Raw genomic sequence first — 20520 nt, 5'->3', positions numbered from 1 at the left:
GGTGGCCCTGCGCTCCTTGGTGCAAATGGCTGCAATGAGAGCCGGACCGGATGCCCGACCCGGGGACCAGGCCGTTCGGACGTGTATGTTCCGGGGCCGAGAGCCATGGAAGGGACCAATCCGGTGAACAAGAAGCTTGTGGCTGCACTGTCCGGCGGGGCGGCACTGATGCTCGCGCTGACCGGCTGCAGCGAGGACAACGGAAAGAAGCTCAACGACTGGGCGAAGAGTTTCTGCGACCCCGCGCAGGCTCCGTTCAAGCAGATCCAGGACGCCAACGCCGCCATGCAGACGGCCGACAACGGCAGCACGGATTCCAAGAAGGTCCAGCAGACCGACTCGGCGGCCTTCCAGAAGATTTCCCAGGCGTACGCCTCGCTGGCCAAGTCCCTGCAGCAGGCCGGGCCGCCGCCCACCGACCAGGGCAAGCAGGCGCAGGCGAACGCGGTCAAGGAGCTCAACTCGCTCTCCAAGGGCTACGCGGACCTGCAGAAGCAGGTCAACAACCTCGACACCTCGAACAAGCTCAAGTTCGCCGACGGGCTGCGCGACCTGTCCAACGGCATCAACAAGCTCAACAAGCAGAGCGAGGCCGCCTTCAAGAACCTGGAGGCCGGTGACGTCGGCGCCGCGATGGCGCGGCAGAAGGGCTGCCAGAACCAGGCCGCGTCCGGTTCCCCGGTGGCCACGCCCTCCAAGGCGGCGCCCACGCCCTCCAAGAAGTCGTAACGCGCTTCTGCGGGGCCTCTTGCCGGCCCGGCGACGCGCCCGGGAAGGGCGTGCCGCCGGGCCGGCGCCGATTGTCAGTGGCAGCACGGACAATGGTCGGTGTGAGTACGCACCTCCCCACCGCTGATGTCCAGGACCCCGAGAGCAACGCCCGCACCGCCCGGCTGCGCGAGGCGCTGCTGACCGCCGCCTTCACCGCCGACGGACTGCTGGACCTGCTCGGCGCGCCCGCCTACGCCGCGCTGGCGCGCAACGAGACCGTCCCCGCGCTGCGCGCGACCCGCGGCGACAGCCCGCTCGCGACCCTGGTGCGGCTGTTCCTGCTGCAGCGGCCGGTGGAGCTGGGCCGGGCGCGGGCGGCCCTGCCGGTCGAGGACTGCCTCGCCGACGGCTGGGTGGTGCAGGACGGCGACACCCTGCGCGCCACGGTGGACGTCCGCCCGTACGGCGGCCCCGAGGGACAGGACTGGTGGATCGTCTCCGACCTGGGCTGCGCGGTCGGCGGCGCCGGCGGCATCCGGGGCGCCGGGGAGAGCGAGCGCGCGGCTCTGGTGCTCGGCGTCGGCGGCGCGTCCACCACCCTGGCCGGGATCAGCGTGCGCCGCCCGGTCGCCAAGGCGCTCGACCTCGGGACCGGCTCCGGAATCCAGGCACTGCACGCCGCCCGGCACGCCACCCGGGTCACCGCCACCGACCTCAACCCCCGCGCCCTGCGGATCACCGCGCTGACGCTGGCGCTCTCCGGGGCGGGCGCGGCGGACCTCAGGGAGGGCTCGCTGTTCGAGCCGGTCGGGGACGAGACGTACGACCTGATCGTGTCGAACCCGCCGTTCGTGATCTCGCCGCTCGGGCCGGACGGCGCCCGGCTGACGTACCGGGACGGCGGCATGGGCGGCGACGACCTGTGCCGGATCCTCGTCCAGCAGTCCGCCGCGCACCTCAACGACGGCGGGTACTGCCAGATGCTCGCCAACTGGCAGCACGTCGAGGGTGAGGAGTGGCACGACCGGCTGCGCTCCTGGGTGCCGCGCGGCTGTGACGCCTGGATCGTGCAGCGCGAGGTGCAGGACGTCACCCAGTACGCCGAGCTGTGGCTGCGGGACGCCGGTGACCACCGCGCCGGTGACGAGGAGTACGCCGCGCGGTACGACGCCTGGCTGGAGGAGTTCGCGGCCCGTAGGACCAAGGCCGTCGGCTTCGGCTGGATCACGCTGCGCAAATCCGGATCCGACGCCCCGTCCGTCACGGTCGAGGAATGGCCGCATCCGGTCGAACAGCCGCTGGGGGACGCGGTCGTGGCCCACTTCGAGCGCCAGGACTATCTGCGCTCCACGGACGACGCCGCGCTGCTGGCCGGGCGCTTCCGGCTCGCCGACGGCGTGGTCCAGGAGCAGGTCGGGCTGCCGGGGGCCGAGGACCCGGAGCATGTGGTGCTCCGTCAGAACCGCGGTATGCGGCGGGCGACGAAGGTGGACACCGTCGGTGCGGGCTTCGCCGGTGTGTGTGACGGCACGCTGCCCGCCGGACGGATCCTGGACGCCATCGCCCAACTCGTCGGCGAGGACCCGGTGCTGCTGCGGGACCGTACGCCCGCCTCGATCCGGATGCTGGTCGAGCAGGGCTTCCTGGAGCCGGTGGCGGAGGACGAGTAAGGGGGAGTAAGGGGAGTAGGGGGAGCAGAGGCGGACGGTGAGGGGCGGAAGGCGTTCATCCGGTGTTCGCCGGGGCGCCGCCCCGGGGTGCGACGCTGCGCGCATGGAGAGTGGACCCGAGGCATTCGCCGGTGTGGCGTTCGCGCTGTTCGGTGCCGGACTGCTGGTGTGGACGGGGGCGTGTGCCCGGAGCGGTACGCCGGTCGCCGAGGGGGTCAGCCGGCCGGTGGCCGCGGTCACCGCGCTGCTCGCGGGGGTGCTGTTCCTGATCACCGGAGGCTGGCTGCTGGTGGCGCTGTAACCGGTAGGCGGGCGGAGGGACGCGGTAGTACGTCCAGTTCCAGACAGTTCTGTAACGGATGGCTGATCTGTGACGGTACGCGGAACGTCCGCGGGCCGTCCGTCATGTTCCTCGGTGAAGGTCACCAACGGCCACCACACCGACAGTGAGGAACTCCCATGAACCGCGCACTTCGCTATGCCACCGTCGGCGCCATCGCCGTCTCCCTGCTCGCCGGGGGCTCGGCCGCCGCCTTCGCCGCGCCGCAGGACCTCCACGCCGCCAAGCCGGTCGTGGCCACCGCCCCGGCCGCCGCGTCGCTGACCGCGAAGGCCAGCGTGAACTCCGTCAAGGCCTGGCAGGAGTTCCGGATCTCCGGCGCCGCCAAGGGCATTCAGGCGGGCACCAAGGTCACCGTCCAGCAGAAGCAGGGCACGAAGTGGGTCTCGCTGCCCGCGCAGACCCCGGTGGCCAAGAGCGGTGCCTACTCGGTCCGGGTCAAGCTCGGCATCAAGGGCGCCAACCAGCTCCGGATGGCCGCGGGCAAGACCGTCTCGCCGGTGGTCTCCGTCACCGTCCGCTGACCCCGGTGGTCTCCGCCCCCGTGGGCTGAAGCCGCCGGGCGTCAGCCGACGAGATTGCGGACGAGCATCCACACCGCGGCAATGCCGAACACCACGGCATTGCCGCGGCTCGTCAGCTGCAGCCGGTATGCGCGCCCGCGCAGCCCCAGGACCAGCCAGCGCAGCAGGACGTACGCGATCGCCGGCACGCCCAGGACGAGCAGCACCGCGTTGTCGTGGAAGGCCCGCAGCACGTCGCCGTGCAGCAGGTCGTACGCCATCCGGGTGCCGCCGCACGCCGGGCACAGCACCCCGGTCAACAGCCGGAACGGGCAGGGGATCAGCACCTGCCCGGGCTGGTGCGGATTGCTGTGCCAGAGGTAGACGGCGGCCGCCGCACCGGCGGCGAGGGCGAGCGACGCCCGCCGGACGGTGCGGCTCCGGATCGCCGCCCCGGAGGGCGGCCCGGCCTGTGCCACGTCGCTCACACGCTCAGCGACCGTGCGTAGTTGACCTGGTTGAGCACGAACATGACCTGCTCGCGGGACTGCACCGGGACCATCGTGGAGTGGTGCCGGCCCCCGCTGGCCACCGTGACCTGCACGAAGCCGGTCGTCGTCCGCTCCTTCATCAGCAGGAAGAGCAGACCCAGCAGACAGAAGAAGAAAAAGATGATGGCGAGCACGACCGCGTGCGTCGGCATCTTCTCCTCGGTCCGCGACATGTCCGTCGCGGTCCACACGGCGCCCTTGAGCGGCATCACCCCCGTGGGCGTCGTGATCGTGTCGCCGCTCACCGCGATGTCCCCGAGCGACAGCGCCATCCCGCCGGGCTGCGGACCGGCCTGGAAAGCGCCGGGCCCGGGCGGCGGGGGGCCGGCCGGAGCGCCGGCGGGCGGGAAACCGGGTGGCGGCGGCGTCGAGCCGGGCTGCGGATAGCCGTACCCGGGCTCGCCGGGACGGCCGCCCTGCGGGTAGCCGTAGGCGGAGTCGGCCGGGCCGGGCGGCGTGGCGTACGGATTCTGGCCGGGCTGAGCGGGCTGGCCGGGCTGCTCCGGTGGCGGTCCGGGGTACTGGTTCGCCATGGGTGAGATTCCCCCCGAGGGTATGCGTGACGACGGCGGTGTCCGGCCCGAGCGGTGGGCCGTGCCGTGTCCATCCTGCGCCCATCCTGCCAGCCCGCTCACCTGTCGTACCAAGACAGTGACGGGATCCGGGGCCGCCTTGTGACAGTCGCCGCGGCGGGGGCGCGATCGCGAATCCGGATCATGCGCGGGCCTCCGGGCGGAGCCGTGGGGCCGTCATGATCCAGATGGCGCGTGCCGGACCCGCGGCGACCGGCTGAGGTGGTCCAGGCGGCATGAAGGCATGTAGTCGGGTTACCGTTCGAGTGGCGTTGCGGGGTTTTTCCGTTTGACACGGGGGCGGGAGGTACCGTCACACTCCGCAGCGTCAAGCGTCACCGCAGTGCGCCCCCGCATCCGGCCGGGGGGCATTTTCCGCGTCGACCGGAGAGAAGAGCGAAGTTGTCCCCGACCAGCGAAGCCACGAAGGGCGGCGGCCGCCGACTTGTCATCGTCGAGTCGCCTGCCAAGGCGAAGACGATCAAGGGCTACCTCGGCCCGGGCTATGTGGTCGAGGCCAGCGTGGGGCACATCCGTGACCTGCCCAACGGCGCGGCGGAGGTCCCGGCGAAGTACAAGGGCGAGCCCTGGGCCCGGCTCGGGGTGAACGTCGACGCCGATTTCCAGCCCATCTATGTGGTGAACAGTGACAAGAAGGACCAGGTCAAGAAGCTCAAGGAGCTGCTGGCCGAATCCGACGAGCTCTACCTCGCCACCGATGAGGACCGCGAGGGCGAGGCCATCGCCTGGCACCTCCAGGAGATCCTCAAGCCCAAGGTCCCGGTCCACCGCATGGTGTTCCACGAGATCACCAAGGACGCGATCCGCGAGGCCGTCGCCAATCCGCGCGATCTGAACCAGAAACTGGTCGACGCCCAGGAGACCCGCCGGATCCTCGACCGCCTCTACGGCTACGAGGTCTCGCCGGTCCTGTGGAAGAAGGTCATGCCGCGGCTGTCGGCCGGCCGGGTGCAGTCCGTGGCGACCCGTCTCGTCGTCGAGCGGGAGCGCGAGCGCATCGCCTTCCGCTCCGCCGAGTACTGGGACCTGACCGGCACCTTCTCCACCGGGCGGGCCGGCGACGCGAGCGACCCCTCGACGCTGACCGCCCGCCTGAACACCGTCGACGGCCGCCGCGTCGCGCAGGGCCGCGACTTCGGCCCCAACGGGCAGCTCAAGAACAACGACGTGCTCCACCTGGACGAGGCGAACGCCCGCGCGCTCGCCGCCGCCCTGGAGAACACCGACTTCTCGGTGCGCTCCGTGGAGTCCAAGCCGTACCGGCGCTCCCCGTACGCGCCGTTCCGGACCACCACCCTCCAGCAGGAGGCCAGCCGCAAGCTCGGCTTCGGTGCCAAGGCGACGATGCAGGTGGCGCAGAAGCTGTACGAGAACGGCTTCATCACCTATATGCGTACGGACTCCACCACGCTGAGCGACACCGCCGTGGCGGCCGCCCGTGCCCAGGTGACGCAGCTGTACGGCGCCGGCTACCTGCCCGACAAGCCGCGCACGTACGCCGGCAAGGTCAAGAACGCGCAGGAGGCGCACGAGGCGATCCGCCCCTCCGGCGACCGCTTCCGCACGCCCGCCGAGACCGGGCTGACCGGCGACCAGTTCCGCCTCTACGAGCTGATCTGGAAGCGGACCGTCGCCTCCCAGATGAAGGACGCGACCGGTAACTCCGTCACCGTCAAGATCGGCGGCACCTCCGCCGACGGCCGGGACGCCGAGTTCAGCGCGTCCGGCAAGACCATCACCTTCCACGGCTTCCTCAAGGCCTACGTGGAGGGCGCCGACGACCCGAACGCCGAGCTGGACGACCGCGAGCGCCGGCTGCCGCAGGTCGCCGAGGGCGACGCGCTGACCGCCCGGGAGATCACCGCCGACGGGCACGCCACCAAGCCGCCCGCCCGCTACACCGAGGCCACCCTGGTCAAGGAGCTGGAGGAGCGGGAGATCGGCCGCCCGTCGACGTACGCGTCGATCATCGGCACCATCCTGGACCGCGGCTACGTCTTCAAGAAGGGCACCGCGCTCGTCCCCTCCTTCCTCTCCTTCGCGGTGGTCAACCTCCTGGAGAAGCACTTCGGCCGGCTGGTCGACTACGACTTCACCGCCAAGATGGAGGACGACCTCGACCGCATCGCCCGTGGTGAGGCGCAGGCCGTGCCGTGGCTGCGGCGCTTCTACTTCGGCGAGGGCGAGGACGCGAGTGCGGTGGGTACCGCCTCCGACGCCGGCAACGGCGACGGCGACCACCTCGGCGGGCTGAAGGAGCTGGTCACGGACCTCGGCGCGATCGACGCCCGGGAGATCTCGTCCTTCCCGGTCGGCGAGGGCATCGTGCTGCGGGTCGGCCGCTACGGCCCGTACGTCGAGCGCGGCGAGAAGGACAGCGAGGGCCACCAGCGCGCCGACGTCCCCGACGACCTCGCGCCCGACGAGCTGACCGTGGCGTACGCGGAGGAGCTGCTCGCCAAGCCGAGCGGCGACTTCGAGCTGGGCATGGACCCGGAGAGCGGTCACCAGATCGTCGCCAAGGACGGCCGCTACGGCCCGTACGTCACCGAGATCCTGCCCGAGGGCACCCCGAAGACCGGCAAGAACGCGGTCAAGCCGCGCACCGCCTCGCTCTTCAAGTCGATGTCGCTGGACACCGTGACGCTGGCGGACGCGCTCAAGCTGATGTCGCTGCCGCGCGTCGTCGGCAAGGACCCCGAGGGCGTGGAGATCACCGCGCAGAACGGCCGCTACGGCCCGTACCTGAAGAAGGGCACCGACTCGCGCTCCCTGGAGAGCGAGGAGCAGCTCTTCACCATCACCCTCGAACAGGCCCTGGCGATCTACGCCCAGCCCAAGCAGCGCGGGCGGGCCGCCGCCAAGCCGCCGCTGAAGGAACTGGGCACGGACCCGGTCAGCGGCAAGCCGGTGGTGGTCAAGGACGGCCGGTTCGGTGCGTATGTGACCGACGGCGAGACCAACGCGACGCTGCGGCGGGACGACGACGTCGAGACGATCACGCCCGAGCGTGGCTACGAGCTGCTGGCGGAGAAGCGCGCCAAGGGGCCGGCGAAGAAGAAGACGGCCAAGAAGGCGCCGGCGAAGAAGACGGCCGCCAAGAAGACGACGGCGAAGAAGACCGCGGCCAAGAAGACCACCGCGAAGAAGACGACCGCCAAGAAGGCCACCGCGAAGACCGCGGCGGCCAAGAAGACGGCGGCTTCGGCGGAGGACTGAGGTCGCACCGAGGCCAGGGCCGGGACTTGGGTCCTGCGCCTCTGGTGAGGCGTGATGGCGGGCGGGCACGACGGACGCGTTCCGTGGTGCCCGCCCGTTTGTTCGGGCGGGCGGTCGACGCTGCGCGCCCTCCCGATAGGCTGGCGGGATGACGCGTGCCGAGCAGCCAACGGTCGTGACCCCCACTTCTGGCGCCCTAGCGGCGGATTCCCGCGAGCGCGCCGTGCGAGCCCTGCTGCGCTTCCCCCCACTGAAGCGGCTGTGGAGCGCCCAGTTCGTCGGGGGCATCGGCGATGCCCTGTCCATGCTTGTCCTGGTGGTACTCGCCCTGCAGGCGGCGCTGTACGTGCCGCTGGGCGGTGAGGCCGTCTTCGGCGGTGGTTATCGCGGTGCCGCCCTCGCCGTCACCGCGGTCTTCGGCGCCCGGATGCTGGCGACGCTCCTCTTCGGAGCCGTCCTCCTGGGCCCGCTGTCCGCGCTCACGGCGCCCTCCGGGCCGCTGGACCGCCGCTGGACGATGATCGGCGCGGACGTGCTGCGGCTCGCGCTCCTGGTCATCGCCCCCCTCTGGATCGACTGGACGCCCGGCAAGGCCCTGGCCTGGGTGCTGGTCACGGTCTTCGTGACCGGCGTCGCCGAGCGCTTCTGGACCGTCGCCAGGGAGAGCGCGGCGCCCGGCCTGCTGCCCGCGCCGCCCCCCGAGGGCGCCGTCGCGAAGCCGTTGCCGGACAACCTGGACGCCCTGCGCCGCCTCTCGCTGCGCACCACCTTCGTCTCCCTGCCGATCGCGGCCGCCGCCCTGGTGGTCGTCACCCTCATCAGCAAGCTCCTGGGAACCGGCATCGACTGGTTCCACCTCCACCAGGTGGCACTCGCCTCCTACGTGGCGGCCGGTCTGTTCGCCGCCTCCGTGTCCATCCTGTACTTCATCGAGCTCCCCGGTGGGCAGACGCCGCGGCCGCGCTCCCCCCTGGAGGGGCTGCGCCGCCCGAAGGCCGCGAAGTCGGCCCAGGGTGAGCCGGCCGGCGCCGACAAGGGCCGTACGGGCGCCATCCCGCTGCTGGTCACGGCGTGTGCGGCGGTCGCCGCCGGGATCGCCGCGGCCGTCTCGCTGGCCGTGCTGCACGGCTACGACCTCGCGGGCGGGCCGGCCTCCTTCGCCCTCCTGGTGCTCGCGCTCACCGGCGGTACGGCCGCCGGCATCCGCGGTGCCCACCGGGTGCTGCCCGCGCTCTCCCGGCGCCGGCTGCTCGCCCTCGCGGTGGCCGCCACCGGCGTCGCCCTGCTGGCCATGGGCCTGGTCCCGGACCCGACGACCGTCCTCCTGCTCGCGCTGCTGGCCGGCGTCAGCGCCGGCATCGCCGCCCATACGGGACACGTCCTGCTGGACCAGGAGGCCGAGGAGACCCGCACCGCCCGTACGACCGAGCACCTGCAGGCCGTCGTACGGCTCTCGATCGCGCTGGCCGCCATCGTGGCGCCGCTGCTCGCCGCCCTCATCGGGCCGCACCGCCTGGGCAACGACACCTTCGACTTCGCCTACGGGGGCGCCGCCTACACCCTGATGCTCACCGGCGCGCTGCTGCTGCCGGTCGCCGCCTGGGTCCTCGGCAAGGTCGACGACCGGCACGGCGTTCCGCTGCGCCGCGATCTGCGGGAGGCGCTGCGCGGCGGCGACCCGGCGCAGGCACCCGCGCCCACCGGCTTCTTCATCGCCCTCGAAGGCGGCGACGGGGCCGGCAAGTCCACCCAGGTCGAGGCGCTCGCGGAGTGGATCCGCAACAAGGGCCACGAGGTCGTGGTGACCCGCGAACCGGGCGCCACCGCCATCGGCAAGCGCCTGCGCTCGATCATCCTGGACGTCGCGACGACCGGGCTGTCCGACCGGGCGGAGGCGCTGATGTTCGCCGCCGACCGCGCCGAGCACGTCGACAGCGTCATCCGGCCCGCCCTGGAGCGCGGCGCGGTCGTCATCACCGACCGGTACATCGACTCCTCGGTCGCCTACCAGGGCGCCGGGCGGAACCTCGCCCCCACGGAGATCGCCCGGATCAACCGCTGGGCGACGGACGGCCTGGTCCCGCACCTGACCGTCCTGCTCGACATCTCCCCGGAGACCGCCCGGGAGCGCTTCACCGAGGCGCCCGACCGACTGGAGTCCGAGCCCGCCGAGTTCCACCAGCGGGTCCGGGCCGGCTTCCTCACCCTGGCCGCCGCCGACCCCGCGCGCTATCTGGTCGTCGACGCCGGGCAGGACCCCGAGGCCGTCACCACCGCCGTACGGCACCGCCTCGACCAGGTGCTCCCGCTGTCCGAGGCCGAGGCCAAGGCCCAGGAGGAGGCCCGTAAGGCGGCCGAGGAGGAGGCCCGCCGCCGGGCCGAGGAGGAGGCCGCCCGCAAGGCCGAGGAGGCGCGCCTGGAGCGGGAGCGCCAGGAGCAGCTCGCCAAGCTGCGCGCCGAGGAAGAGGAGCGCAAGCGCCAGGAGGCCGAGCAGGCCAAGGCGCTGGAGGCCGCCCGCCAGGCCGCGGAGGCCCGGCAGCGCGCCGAGGAGGCCCGCCAGGCGGCCGAGGCCGAGCGCCGGCGCCGGGAGGCGGAGGAGCGGTCCCGCCAGGCCGAGCAGGAGCGGCTGCGCAAGCAGCACGAGGAGCAGGCCCGGCTGCGCAAGGAGGCCGAGGAACGCCGCCTGGAGAAGCAGCGCAAGGCCGAGGAGGCCCTGCTCCGCGCCGAGCAGGCCCGGATCGCGGCAGCGGAGGCGGCTGCCGCGGCGGAGGCGAAGGCGGCTGCCGAAGCGGCCGCCGCGGCCGAGGCTGCGGAGGCGCCCACCAAGGAAACGCCGGTGGCGGACCTGCGGAAGCGGCTGGGGGAGGAGCACGGCGACGGCTCCTCGTCCGGGGCGGGAGCGCCGGGGACTGGGACCGCCGGTTCGGGAGCGCCCGGTTCCGGTTCGGCGGGTGTCGCCCCGCACGAGCGGACGGAGTCGCTGCCGCGGCCCGAGGCCCGGGGCGGCAACGCGCCCGGCGCGGCGGACGAGACGGCGGTGCTGCCGCCGGTCCGCGACGCCGGCCCGGATGCAGGCCACGGTGCGGGCAGCGACGCCGAGCAGACGGCCGTCCTGCCGCCCGTACGGGACACCTGGCAGGGTGGTCAGGAGGCCCCGCAGGGTGGTCAGGACGCCTGGCACCAGGACACCCGGCCGGAGCAGCAGAACGACTGGCAGGGACGGAACGACCGGCAGGCGCGGGACACCCGGGGCGAGGACCCCACCGAACGGGTGCCGTCGTGGATGTTCCGCAAGGAGACCCCGAACAGCGCCTCCACCGCGGAGTCGGGCGTCGAGCGGACCCGCGAACTCCCGCAGATCGATCCGTCGACGGGTCACCCCTCAGAGATCCCGCCGCGCACCCGCCGGCGACCCGAATGGGCGGAAGAGACCCCGCTGGACGATCTGCCGACGCTCGCCGACGAACTGCTCGGGGCGCATGACGACGAGGACGCGGACGACGGTGCGGGCGACGACGGCCGCCGCGGGGGCCGGGGCCGGCGCCGCTAGTCCGGACGGGAGCCCTTGCGAAAGCCGTCGCAGGCGCAGGCCGTGGCCGCAGTGGGAACGCTGCGGCCACGGCCTTTTCGCGGCCTTCCGCGGGTTCCCGGGCAGCTCCTCCGCGGGGCCGCACGTGCGCCGTCCGACTGCTCCGGCGCCGGCTTCCGGATTCGTTTGTCAGTGGGTTGCACCACAATGGGTCAGGTCGCGGGCGACGCGCGGACGGCGATCCCGGCCGTGGCGGCGACCCGCGGTCACAGACACGAAGACACCGGAGAAGAGGAACGGCGGCAGCGATGGCGGTGTGGGACGACGTGGTCGGCCAGGAGCGGGTGACGGCTCAGCTGGCCGCTGCCGCGCGGGACGCGGACGCCCTCGTCACCGCCGAGGCGGAGGGCCGGGCCGGTGCCCCGCAGGACCGGTCCGGAACGCCGGCCCCCGGCGAGCGGGGCGGTGCCTCCCAGATGACCCACGCCTGGCTGTTCACGGGCCCGCCCGGCTCCGGCCGGGCCACCGCCGCGCGCGCCTTCGCCGCCGCCCTGCAGTGCGTCAGCCCCGACCGCGCCCTCGGGGGCGCCCCCGGCTGCGGCTTCTGCGACGGCTGCCACACCACCCAGGTGGGCACGCACGCCGACGTCGAGATCGTCCGTACGGACCTGCTGTCCATCGGCGTGAAGGAGACCCGCGACCTGGTCCGCCGGTCCTCGCTCTCCCCGGCCGGCGGCCGTTGGCAGGTGATCGTCCTGGAGGACGCCGACCGCCTCACCGAAGGCGCCGGCAACGTCCTCCTCAAGGCCGTCGAGGAGCCCGCGCCCCGTACGGTCTGGCTGCTCTGCGCGCCCTCCATCGAGGACGTCCTCCCCACCATCCGCTCCCGCTGCCGCCACCTCTCCCTGCGCACCCCGCCGGTCGCCGCGGTCGCCGACGTCCTCGTCCGCCGGGACGGCATCGCCCCGGAGGCCGCCGACCGCGCCGCCCGCGCCACCCAGGGCCACATCGGCCGGGCCCGCCGCCTGGCCACCGACGAGCGCGCCCGCGCCCGCCGTGCCGCCGTCCTGAAGCTCCCGCTCCGCATCGACGACATCGGGGGCTGCCTCAAGGCCGCCCAGGAGCTGATCGACGCCGCGGGAGAGGACGCCAAGCAGGTCGCCGAGGAGGTCGACGCCAAGGAGACCGAGGAGCTGCGCGCCGCGCTGGGCGCCGCCGCCGGGACGGGCGGCCGACTGCCCCGGGGCACCGCCGGCGCCATGAAGGAGCTCCAGGACAAGCAGAAGCGCCGCGCGACCCGCACCCAGCGCGACAGCCTCGACCTGGCCCTGGTCGACCTCACCGGCTTCTACCGCGATGTCCTCGCCCTCCAGATGGGCGCCTCGGTCCCGCTCGCCAACGACGAGGTGCGCGACAGCCTGGAGCGCATCGCCGCCGGTTCCACCCCCCAGCGCACCCTCCGCCGGATAGAAGCGGTGATCGCCTGCCGAGAGGCCCTGGACCGCAACGTCGCGCCCCTCCTGGCGGTCGAGGCCATGACCGCCGCCCTCCGCGCCGGCTGACCACCTGACCTCGCCGCCCCTCCGTCAAGCCACAGCGGCTCCACCGCCCACCCGACCAGCCACCCGACCGGCCAGCACTCAGCACCCGACCTGCCACCACGCAGCACCCGACCCGCCACCACTCAGCACCGGCCAGCCATCACTCAGCAACCGGCCAACAGCCCATCCGCACGCACCCGCTCGTCAGCATCACCGAAGCGCCACCCAAGACGCACCAACGCCGAAGCATCAACCCCGAAGCACCACCAAGGCGCACCACTCAAGACGCACCACTCAAGGCGCAGCACCCAAGACGCAGCGCCAAGGCGCACCACCAAGGCGTACCACTCAAGACGCAGCACCAAGACGCAGCACCCAAGCCCGACCACCACGAGGTACCTGCCCCCCGACCACCCCCCCGATCACCGGTTCTCCCGGCTACCAGACCCAGGCTCCAGCTTCCAGGGACCGCGACCAAGGGACCGTCCATGGCCACCAGCCGTCTGTTCCGCACCTCCGCCGCCGTAGTCGCGGCCACCGCTCTGCTGATGTCCGGCTGCTCCTCGGGCAGTTCGTCCCCCGATGCCCATGCGTCCCCGGGCCGTACGACCGAGGCCGGCGCCCAGCGGCCCGCCGACGACGCCACCCTCCGGCCCCTGCCCGCCGCGATCCCGGCCGACCTGCGCCCGTACTACGACCAGAAGCTGACCTGGCATCCCTGCGGGGTCGCCGGCTTCGAGTGCGCGACGATGAAGGCCCCGCTGGATTACGCGCACCCCTCCGCGGCCACCGACCTGAAGCTCGCGGTGGCCCGTAAGAAGGCCACCGGCCCCGGCAGCCGGCTCGGCTCCCTCATGGTCAACCCGGGCGGCCCCGGCGGTTCGGCGATCGACTACCTCCAGCAGTACGCCCCGCAGCCCGCGTCGGTCCGCGCGCGCTACGACATGGTGGCGATGGACCCGCGCGGCGTGGCCCGCAGCGAACCGGTCGAGTGCCTCACCAACCCGCAGATGGACCGCTACACCCAGACCGACCAGACCCCGGACTCACCGGCCGAGGTCACCAAGCTCGTCACCGCGTACCGCGACTTCGCCAAGGGCTGCCAGGCCCGCTCCGGCAAGGTGCTCCGGCACGTCTCCACGATCGAGGCGGCCCGTGACATGGACGTCCTGCGCGCCGTCCTGGGCGACAAGAAGCTGACCTACGTCGGCGCCTCCTACGGCACCTTCCTCGGCGCCACCTACGCCGGCCTCTACCCCTCCCGCACCGGCCGCATCGTGCTGGACGGCGCCATGAACCCGGAGCTGGACTCCCGCAGGATCAACCTCGACCAGACCAAGGGCTTCAACACCGCCTTCACCGCGTTCGCCGCGGACTGCGTCAAGAAGAAGGACTGCCCGCTCGGTCACAAGAACGCCCAGGACGCCGGCAAGCGGCTCGCCGCCCTGTTCAAGAAGCTCGACGCCCATCCGGTGGAGACGGGCGAGGCCCGCAAACTCACCGAATCCCTGGCCACCACGGGCGTCATCGCCGCGATGTACGACCAGCGCGCCTGGCCCGTCCTGCGCGAATACCTCGCCCAGGCCGAGGCGGGCAACGGCCGCGGGCTGCTCACCCTCTCGGACAGCTACTACGAGCGCGACCCCAGCGGCAAGTACGCCAACCAGATGTACGCGAACCCCGCCGTCAACTGCCTCGACCTGGCGCCCCCCTTCACCGGCCCCGACCAGGTCCGCGCCGCCCTCCCCGCCTTCCGCAAGGCCTCCCCGGTCTTCGGCGAGAGCTTCGCCTGGTCCGCGCTGAGCTGCGCGTACTGGCCGGTGAAGGCCACCGGCACGGCCCACCGCATCCCGGCCAAGGGCGCCGCCCCGATCGTCGTCGTCGGCACCACCCGCGACCCGGCCACCCCGTACGCCTGGGCCCAGGCCCTCGCCGCCCAGCTCTCCAGCGCCACCCTCCTCACCTACGAGGGCGACGGCCACACCGCCTACGGCCGCGGCAGCACATGCATCGACAACGCGATCAACACCTACCTCCTGACCGGCACCACCCCGCCCAAGAACAAGCACTGCACCTGACCCCGCCCCACCCCGCCGCGTGACCCGCCCCACACCCCTCCCCGCCCACCTCTGACCAGCCCCGCAACCGGTTACGAACCACCCCTCAGTGGTGTGTAGACTGGGCCGCGCACCACGCCGCCTTAGCTCAGTTGGCCAGAGCAACGCACTCGTAATGCGTAGGTCTCGGGTTCGAATCCCGAAGGCGGCTCCGCGGAAAAGCCCAGGTCACGTTATGTGGCCTGGGCTTTTTGCGATGTCTGGTGGGCCGGCGACGGACTCGGTCGTGGTCTCAGTCGTGGTCTCAGTCGTGGTCTCAGCCGTGGTCGCGCGGCGGAGGGCGGTCGTGGGGGAGACGGTGGTCGGCAGTACGGCGGTGGTGACCAGGGAAAGCGCCACAAGACGACGTGCCGACGTAGGTGCTGTGGCAGGTGCTCTTGTAGGTGCCGCGGTGGTCACCGAGTCACCGATCTGCCTGATCAACCAGCGAGCGTCCGAGCCCGGTCCGGCCGGGGTAGCCCCGGGGCACGGCGGCGGGCAGGACGACGGCGTCTCGGGGGCTGGCGGGGCCGGTCCCGGAAGTCGGCCAGCCGGCGCCGTGGGAGGCCAAAGGGCAAAGGGCCAAGGAACCGAGCGGGGCGGGGGCAGACGGAGCGTCAGGTCCTCGGGACCTGGTGGGTCTAGTGACCCTGGAGGGCCTGGTGGCCGTCCTTGGTGACCGTGAGGTGCTTGGGGACCTCGACCGTGAATCTGGCGTCGCAGAGGGCTAGTCCGCTGCAGCCGGCGTCGATGTCGAGGGTGTCGCCCTTGAGCGTCCACTTCAGGTGCACGGTGCCCGCGGCGGAGTCGAACCAGCGGGTGACCTTGATGTCCTTGCGGTCCGTCGCCACCAGTTTCGTTGCGACCTCGTGGGTCAACAGCTTCAGGGACGTGCCGGCGTACGGGAAGCGCTTCGATTCCGGCTTCGCGGTTTTGGCGTCCACGGAACAGCCGGTGAGGCCGAGCGCAGCGACAGCTGCAAAGGCAACGGCGGTCGCCGTGACGGATGCGGCGGTGCGGCATGTGCGTGTGGGGGTGCTCGTGGGGGTGTTGGTGTTGGTGTTGGTGAGGGCCGGGGCTGGGGCGGGGGACGGTACGCCTGCGGACATCGGAATCTCCGGTTGGTGCGTGTTCGGCTGGGGAGCGGTGGCTCCGAGGAGAGGATTCCGGGGGGCGGTGGCAGCCACATCTGCCGATCGGTAGATATCGCGAAGGGAGATATCGCGGAGGCAGATAGTGCGGAGGCAGGTGTGCGGTCGAAGGAGTGGGTGGTGTCACTTTGTGAGGAGAGGACTCCTCAGCGGGTGGGCGGCGTGGGCAGTAGGCAGCGCACGTGCCAGCGCTTTCCGTTTGTGTGCGGGCCGGCTTCGAGGGTGCCGCCGAGGGCGCTGACGCGTTCGGCGAGAGCGGCGAGGCCGGTGCCGCCGCCCTGGCGGGGGCTGCGGGGGGATGTGGCTCGACCTGCGGTGTTGGTGACCGAGATCATGAGGATGTGGTCGGCGGTCCGGCCGACGGAGACCTCGACCCGGTCTGCCCGCGGGGCGTGGCGGCGTACGTTGGTCAGTGCCTCCAGCACCACTCGGTAGGCGGTGTCCTCGGCCTCTCGGGTGAGGCTGCCGGTGTCGGTGTCGGTGTCGGTGTCGGTGTCGCGCGTGAGCTCCGTTAGCTCGGTGAGCTCCAGTGTGACCTCGGCGGGTGTCATGGACGAGAAACGGTCGACGAGTTCAGGCAGGTCGGTCAGACCGTGGGGGCGGGTGGGTGGGGGTTCGTTCCCATTGGGTGGGGGTTCGCTCCCGGCGCTTTCCCCTTTCGCATCGCTTCGGTCGTGACTTTCCGCGGTGCGTAGCGCCGCCACCGTACGGTCCATGGATTCCAGGGCCCGTAGCCCGGCCTGCTCGATGCGTTCGAGCAGAGCGCGGTGTTGTTCCTGCTGGTCCCGTTGCTGTTGCTGTTGCTGTTGCTGTTGCTGTTGGTGGGGTGGGTTGGGGGCATTGGTGGTTGAGGCCGCGGGTGGGGGGTCGGTGAATTGGGCTGCCTGTACTTCCAGGACGATGCCGGTCACCTCGTGGGCGACGAAATCGTGGAGGTCGCGGGCGACTTCGAGGCGTTGTTCGCGGCGGGCCAGGGCCACCGCGTGCGCACGGCGGGTGTCCAGCGACCGCAGGTAGAGGCCGACGCCGGTCGCGCAGGCTGCGGGGAAGAAGGCCAGCGCGGCGACGAAGATCGATTCCTTGAGCCCGGTGTGTGGCGCGTGCAGGGTGAAGCGCAGGGGTAGCAGCACCGCCGCGGCGCCGGTCAGACCGCCGACCAGACCCACCCAGGAGCCGGGCACCTGGCGTACCGCCCGCCCCAGGAGAACGAGCAGAGCCACCGTCTCGAAGGGGAGCCAGAGGACGACGAGGTTCGGCGGTCCGAAGTAGGCGATGTCGGTGATGAGCGAGAGCAGTGCCGTGCCAGCAGCCACGTGGGCGAGGTCGTACCGGCGTATCGGCCAGGAGAGCAGTGAGACGACAGTGGTCAGTGCGGCCAGGATGGCGAGTGGGGCGGCGCCGGGCGGGGTCAGGAGGGCCGGGGCGAGCAGCAGTACCGCGGCGGTCGTTGCCCATGCCCGGCGGAAGCGGCTATTCCGTCGGGCTGGCTGGCTCTGGCGTGGTGTGTGGGGACCTCGCTCTGCGCCCCGGGGCTGCCCGGGCGGGGTGATGGACGGGGTCACCACGACGGTCCCAACGGTCCCAACGGTCCCGGCAGCTCCGGCGGTCCCGGCGGTCCCGGCGGTCCCGGCGGTCCGGGAGTGCGGCCGGTGGCGTAACCCAATTCCCAGGCCCGTACCGCGATCCCCACCCGATTGCGGACCTGCAACTTCCGCTGAATGCTGGCTACATGGGTCTTGACCGTGCCCGCGGAGATGAACAACTCGCCGGCGATATCAGCATTGGTCTTTCCCTCGGCGACCTTTCCGGCGATTTCCCGCTCCCGTTCGGTCAGCACGGAATCCCGGTGACGGGTACGACGGTCCGATGCGCTTCCCGTGACGTGCTGTAACAGCCGTACGGTGATCGATGGGCTGATCAGGCTGTCTCCGGCCATCGCCGCCCGCACCGCCTCGATCAGCATTGCCGGCCCGGACCGTTTGAGCAGAAATCCCGAGGCGCCGAAACGCAGTGCGGGGTAGACGTATTCGTCGAGGTCGAAGGTGGTGACGACCACGACACGTACCGGGTGCGCGGAGGCGGGATCGGTCAGCCGACGGGTCACTTCCAGGCCGTCGAGGCGTGGCATACGGATATCCACCAACGCCACATCCGGCGCGAGGGCCCGGCCCAACTCGACGGCGGCCACTCCGTTCGCCGCTTCGCCGACCACTTCCATGTCGGGCTGGCTCTCCACGATGCGGCGTATCCCCCGGCGGACCATCTCTTGGTCGTCGGCGATCAGCAAGCGAATGGTCACGGGGAGGAATTCTGCCGGACGGGGAGAGCGGGTGGGTCCGAATCGGCGTGCTGCGCTGCTTGGGGTTGCGGTGCTGCGGTGCTGCGGTGCTGCGGTGCTGGAGTGTTGCGTTCTGCGTTCTGCGGGAGAACTGCGGCCCCACTCTCACCACGACCTCGCCCTCACTGCGACCGCGCCCCCTCCCACCCCAACACCGAGAAGATCCGGGTCGTGGTGAACCCGTTCGTGCGGTACAGGTGCCCCGCTGGGCTGTGTTCGCCGATCCACAGGAACCCCACGCAGTGTGCGCATCGCCTGTGTGCGGTCCGGGTGAACTCCTCGGCGGTTAGCGGGAGTAGCTCCACGAGGTCGTCGTCGTCCGGCGTGCCGAAGCGGAAGCCTTGTGCCACCAGGGCTTGCCAGGCGAGGGCGTGGGGCAGCAGTCGCGGCGGCCGAGGCCCATGCCCCGGTGAGGGAATCGACGAAGAAGAAAAGGATCCAGCCACCCTGCGACTCCAGGTCGGTGCCGTACAGGGGGTATGGCAACGCACCACATAAGCGGCGCCGACGACCTGACGTCCGAGACCGGCCACCCGTAGTCCCTCGGGGTCGAAATTCGGATCAAGCGGAATCAAGCGGAATCAAGCATGGGCAAGCAGGTTCAGCGCGCAGACCACGAGGAGGGAACGCAGGCGCGGCTCCAGCAGCCCTACCGGCGTCTCGGGCGTAACGGCTCGGCACTCCGACGTTTTGACGTACGGCGGGTCTGGGGCGCCCCCTGCGGTCCGAACCCCGCCGTGGCGCCGTGCTGCGCCATGGCGTCGAATCGCACCGCAGCGCCGAACCGGGCCGCAGCGCCGACCCGCGCCATAACGCCGTACGACACCGCTCCCGCGGCGTTTGGCAAGGCGGCCGGCGCGGCCTCATGGATACGGCTGGCGGGTCACCGGAATGGACGCGTGGTCTGCACGCCTTTCGCCGGCCTCTACACCCACCTCGCTCCCTCCTCCCAGCCCTGCCCTGACCTGCGGAAAGCTGCGGAAAGGTGCTGAGGCGCACCAGGGGTGCAGCGGCTCGCGCGCGGCCCGTCGCCGGACCGTTCGTGTGGCCGACTCACCGGCCCGCAGGCACGTTGAACAGAAAGGCCCAAATCCCCAAGGCCCCAAAGGCCCACCGGTCGGGGCCCGAGTGACCTGAGTGGAGACCCAGCGGCGCCCTACGGGAGCCCCCGTGACGCCCTACGGGCCCGTGACGCCTACGAGGCCGTGCGGGGACACACGAAGCCGTGCAGGGACACACGAGGCCGTCCGGGGACACACGGGGCCTACATGGTGAGGCCGGACACCTACGTGACGACGCGCCCCACGCGCCTACGTGAGGGACCCACGCGCCTACGTGAGGGGCCCGCGTGCCCGGACCCGACCTGGAGGCTGCCGCATGCTTCGGAGATCGTTGCGGATCCCGGCCGCCGGAGTCGCCTATCTGGTGACGGCGGCGATGTCGTCGTCGGCCATGGCGTCGGGGCCGGAGGAGTACGCGGACGTCGCTGTGAGCAGCGGGGCGCGGGCCGGCCCCGGCACCCCCGCCGCCATGGTCATCGCGCACCGCGGCGCCTCCCGTTACGCGCCGGAGAATACGCTGGCCGCCGTGGACGCGGCACATCGCCGCGGCCTCATATGGGTCGAGAACGACGTGCAGCGCACCAAGGACGGCCGGCTGGTGGTGATCCACGACACCACGCTCAAGCGGACCACGAATGCCGCGAAGCTGTTTCCCGGGCGGGCGCCCTGGCGGGTGGGGGATTTCACGGCCGCCGAGATCGCTCGGCTGGATGCCGGGAGCTGGTTCGGCAAGCGGTTCGCGGGGGAACGGGTGCCGACGCTCGCCGACTATCTGCGGCGTCTCGACCGTAACGGGCAGCGGCTTTTGCTGGAGATCAAGTCCCCTAAGGACTATCCCGGAATCGAGGCCCAGGTCGTCCGGGAACTGCGGTCCCACGGTTGGCTGGATCGCGACCATGTGCGGAGCCGGCTGGTGGTGCAGAGCTTCAGCGTGACCACCGTGAAGACCGTGCATGCACTGATGCCACAGGTACGTACGGGAATCCTGGGGGCGCCCGATGTACGCAAACTGGCGGCCTATGCCCGCTTCGCCGATCAGATCAACCCGCGTATGTCCGCGCTGAGTTCGCGATGGCTGGCAGCGGTCCACCGGCTGCGCGGTCCGCACGGGCGCCCCTTGCAGGTCTACGCCTGGGACGTGGCGAAGAACACCAACGTGCGGTCGGTGCGCGCCCGGGGAATCGAAGGTGTTATTGAATAGCGGGTGGCGTCCCCGA

At 71.7% G+C, this 20520-nt stretch carries 14 protein-coding genes and 1 tRNA gene; 10 read left to right on the top strand and 5 right to left on the bottom strand.

The window, feature by feature from the left end:
* Positions 1–123 precede the first annotated feature (123 nt).
* The 4 genes from AB0E02_RS08410 to AB0E02_RS08395 all read left to right on the top strand — a co-directional run bounded on the left by AB0E02_RS08410 (position 124) and on the right by AB0E02_RS08395 (position 3245).
* Complete coding sequence (locus AB0E02_RS08410) at positions 124–729, top strand: small secreted protein (protein ID WP_362137222.1); 606 nt, start codon at positions 124–126, stop codon at positions 727–729.
* A 101-nt stretch (positions 730–830) separates the two neighbouring features.
* The gene (locus AB0E02_RS08405; protein WP_362137221.1) at positions 831–2381 is read left to right on the top strand and encodes a methyltransferase; all 1551 of its coding nucleotides are present in this window, start codon (positions 831–833) and stop codon (positions 2379–2381) included.
* Positions 2382–2484: 103 nt separating this feature from the next.
* Positions 2485–2682, top strand: a complete 198-nt coding sequence (locus AB0E02_RS08400) for a hypothetical protein (RefSeq protein ID WP_362137220.1) — start codon at positions 2485–2487, stop codon at positions 2680–2682.
* 158 nt (positions 2683–2840) lie between these two features.
* Entirely contained in the window at positions 2841–3245 is a 405-nt protein-coding gene (locus tag AB0E02_RS08395) for a hypothetical protein (RefSeq protein WP_362137219.1), read from the top strand.
* 41 nt (positions 3246–3286) lie between these two features.
* Here the strand turns inward: AB0E02_RS08395 and AB0E02_RS08390 are convergent, their stop codons facing one another.
* Together AB0E02_RS08390 and AB0E02_RS08385 are read right to left on the bottom strand one after the other, a co-directional pair.
* Positions 3287–3703, bottom strand: a complete 417-nt coding sequence (locus AB0E02_RS08390; RefSeq protein WP_362137387.1) for a DUF2752 domain-containing protein — start codon at positions 3701–3703, stop codon at positions 3287–3289.
* 5 nt (positions 3704–3708) lie between these two features.
* A complete protein-coding gene (locus AB0E02_RS08385; protein WP_362137218.1) occupies positions 3709–4308 on the bottom strand; it encodes a hypothetical protein in 600 nt (199 codons plus the stop codon).
* A gap of 441 nt (positions 4309–4749) precedes the next feature.
* Between AB0E02_RS08385 and topA the strand changes: the two genes are divergently transcribed.
* From topA to AB0E02_RS08360, 5 genes are all read left to right on the top strand, one after another.
* Positions 4750–7587: a type I DNA topoisomerase gene (topA, locus tag AB0E02_RS08380; RefSeq protein WP_362137216.1), complete on the top strand. Its 2838-nt coding sequence runs from the start codon at positions 4750–4752 to the stop codon at positions 7585–7587.
* 148 nt (positions 7588–7735) lie between these two features.
* Positions 7736–11137 carry a dTMP kinase gene (tmk, locus tag AB0E02_RS08375; protein ID WP_362137215.1) on the top strand — a complete coding sequence of 1134 codons (3402 nt, stop codon included), beginning with the start codon at positions 7736–7738 and terminating at the stop codon, positions 11135–11137.
* Between the two features lie 287 nt (positions 11138–11424).
* Complete coding sequence (locus AB0E02_RS08370; protein ID WP_362137214.1) at positions 11425–12678, top strand: DNA polymerase III subunit delta'; 1254 nt, start codon at positions 11425–11427, stop codon at positions 12676–12678.
* Positions 12679–13145: 467 nt separating this feature from the next.
* Positions 13146–14735, top strand: a complete 1590-nt coding sequence (locus tag AB0E02_RS08365; RefSeq protein ID WP_362137213.1) for an alpha/beta hydrolase — start codon at positions 13146–13148, stop codon at positions 14733–14735.
* A 116-nt stretch (positions 14736–14851) separates the two neighbouring features.
* Positions 14852–14925: transfer RNA gene (locus AB0E02_RS08360), tRNA-Thr, on the top strand.
* A gap of 469 nt (positions 14926–15394) precedes the next feature.
* Here AB0E02_RS08360 and AB0E02_RS08355 read toward each other — a convergent pair.
* The 3 genes from AB0E02_RS08355 to AB0E02_RS08345 all read right to left on the bottom strand — a co-directional run bounded on the left by AB0E02_RS08355 (position 15395) and on the right by AB0E02_RS08345 (position 18203).
* The gene (locus AB0E02_RS08355) at positions 15395–15697 is read right to left on the bottom strand and encodes a hypothetical protein (protein WP_362137212.1); all 303 of its coding nucleotides are present in this window, start codon (positions 15695–15697) and stop codon (positions 15395–15397) included.
* A gap of 353 nt (positions 15698–16050) precedes the next feature.
* Positions 16051–17469 (bottom strand): ATP-binding protein, encoded by a 1419-nt coding sequence (locus tag AB0E02_RS08350; RefSeq protein ID WP_362137211.1) that lies wholly within the window; start codon positions 17467–17469, stop codon positions 16051–16053.
* Positions 17463–18203 (bottom strand): response regulator transcription factor, encoded by a 741-nt coding sequence (locus AB0E02_RS08345; RefSeq protein ID WP_362137210.1) that lies wholly within the window; start codon positions 18201–18203, stop codon positions 17463–17465. The genes AB0E02_RS08350 and AB0E02_RS08345 overlap by 7 nt, the downstream gene beginning before the upstream one ends.
* A 1416-nt stretch (positions 18204–19619) precedes the next feature.
* Between AB0E02_RS08345 and AB0E02_RS08340 the strand changes: the two genes are divergently transcribed.
* Positions 19620–20504, top strand: coding sequence for a glycerophosphodiester phosphodiesterase family protein (locus AB0E02_RS08340; protein ID WP_362137209.1), 885 nt, complete (start codon positions 19620–19622; stop codon positions 20502–20504).
* Positions 20505–20520: the final 16 nt, after the last annotated feature.

Source organism: Streptomyces sp. NPDC048196 (assembly GCF_040652715.1).
GTDB lineage: Bacteria > Actinomycetota > Actinomycetes > Streptomycetales > Streptomycetaceae > Streptomyces > Streptomyces siderophoricus.
This window is presented reverse-complemented; position numbering and strand designations above follow the sequence as displayed.

Excerpts from the sequence above, each read along its gene's own strand:
- AB0E02_RS08400 (WP_362137220.1), top strand. The coding sequence starts at position 2,485 with ATGGAGAGTGGACCCGAGGCATTCGCCGGTGTGGCGTTCGCGCTGTTC.
- AB0E02_RS08395 (WP_362137219.1), top strand. The coding sequence starts at position 2,841 with ATGAACCGCGCACTTCGCTATGCCACCGTCGGCGCCATCGCCGTCTCC.
- AB0E02_RS08385 (WP_362137218.1), bottom strand. The coding sequence starts at position 4,308 with ATGGCGAACCAGTACCCCGGACCGCCACCGGAGCAGCCCGGCCAGCCC.
- tmk (WP_362137215.1), top strand. The coding sequence starts at position 7,736 with ATGACGCGTGCCGAGCAGCCAACGGTCGTGACCCCCACTTCTGGCGCC.
- AB0E02_RS08370 (WP_362137214.1), top strand. The coding sequence starts at position 11,425 with ATGGCGGTGTGGGACGACGTGGTCGGCCAGGAGCGGGTGACGGCTCAG.
- AB0E02_RS08365 (WP_362137213.1), top strand. The coding sequence starts at position 13,146 with ATGGCCACCAGCCGTCTGTTCCGCACCTCCGCCGCCGTAGTCGCGGCC.
- AB0E02_RS08340 (WP_362137209.1), top strand. The coding sequence starts at position 19,620 with ATGCTTCGGAGATCGTTGCGGATCCCGGCCGCCGGAGTCGCCTATCTG.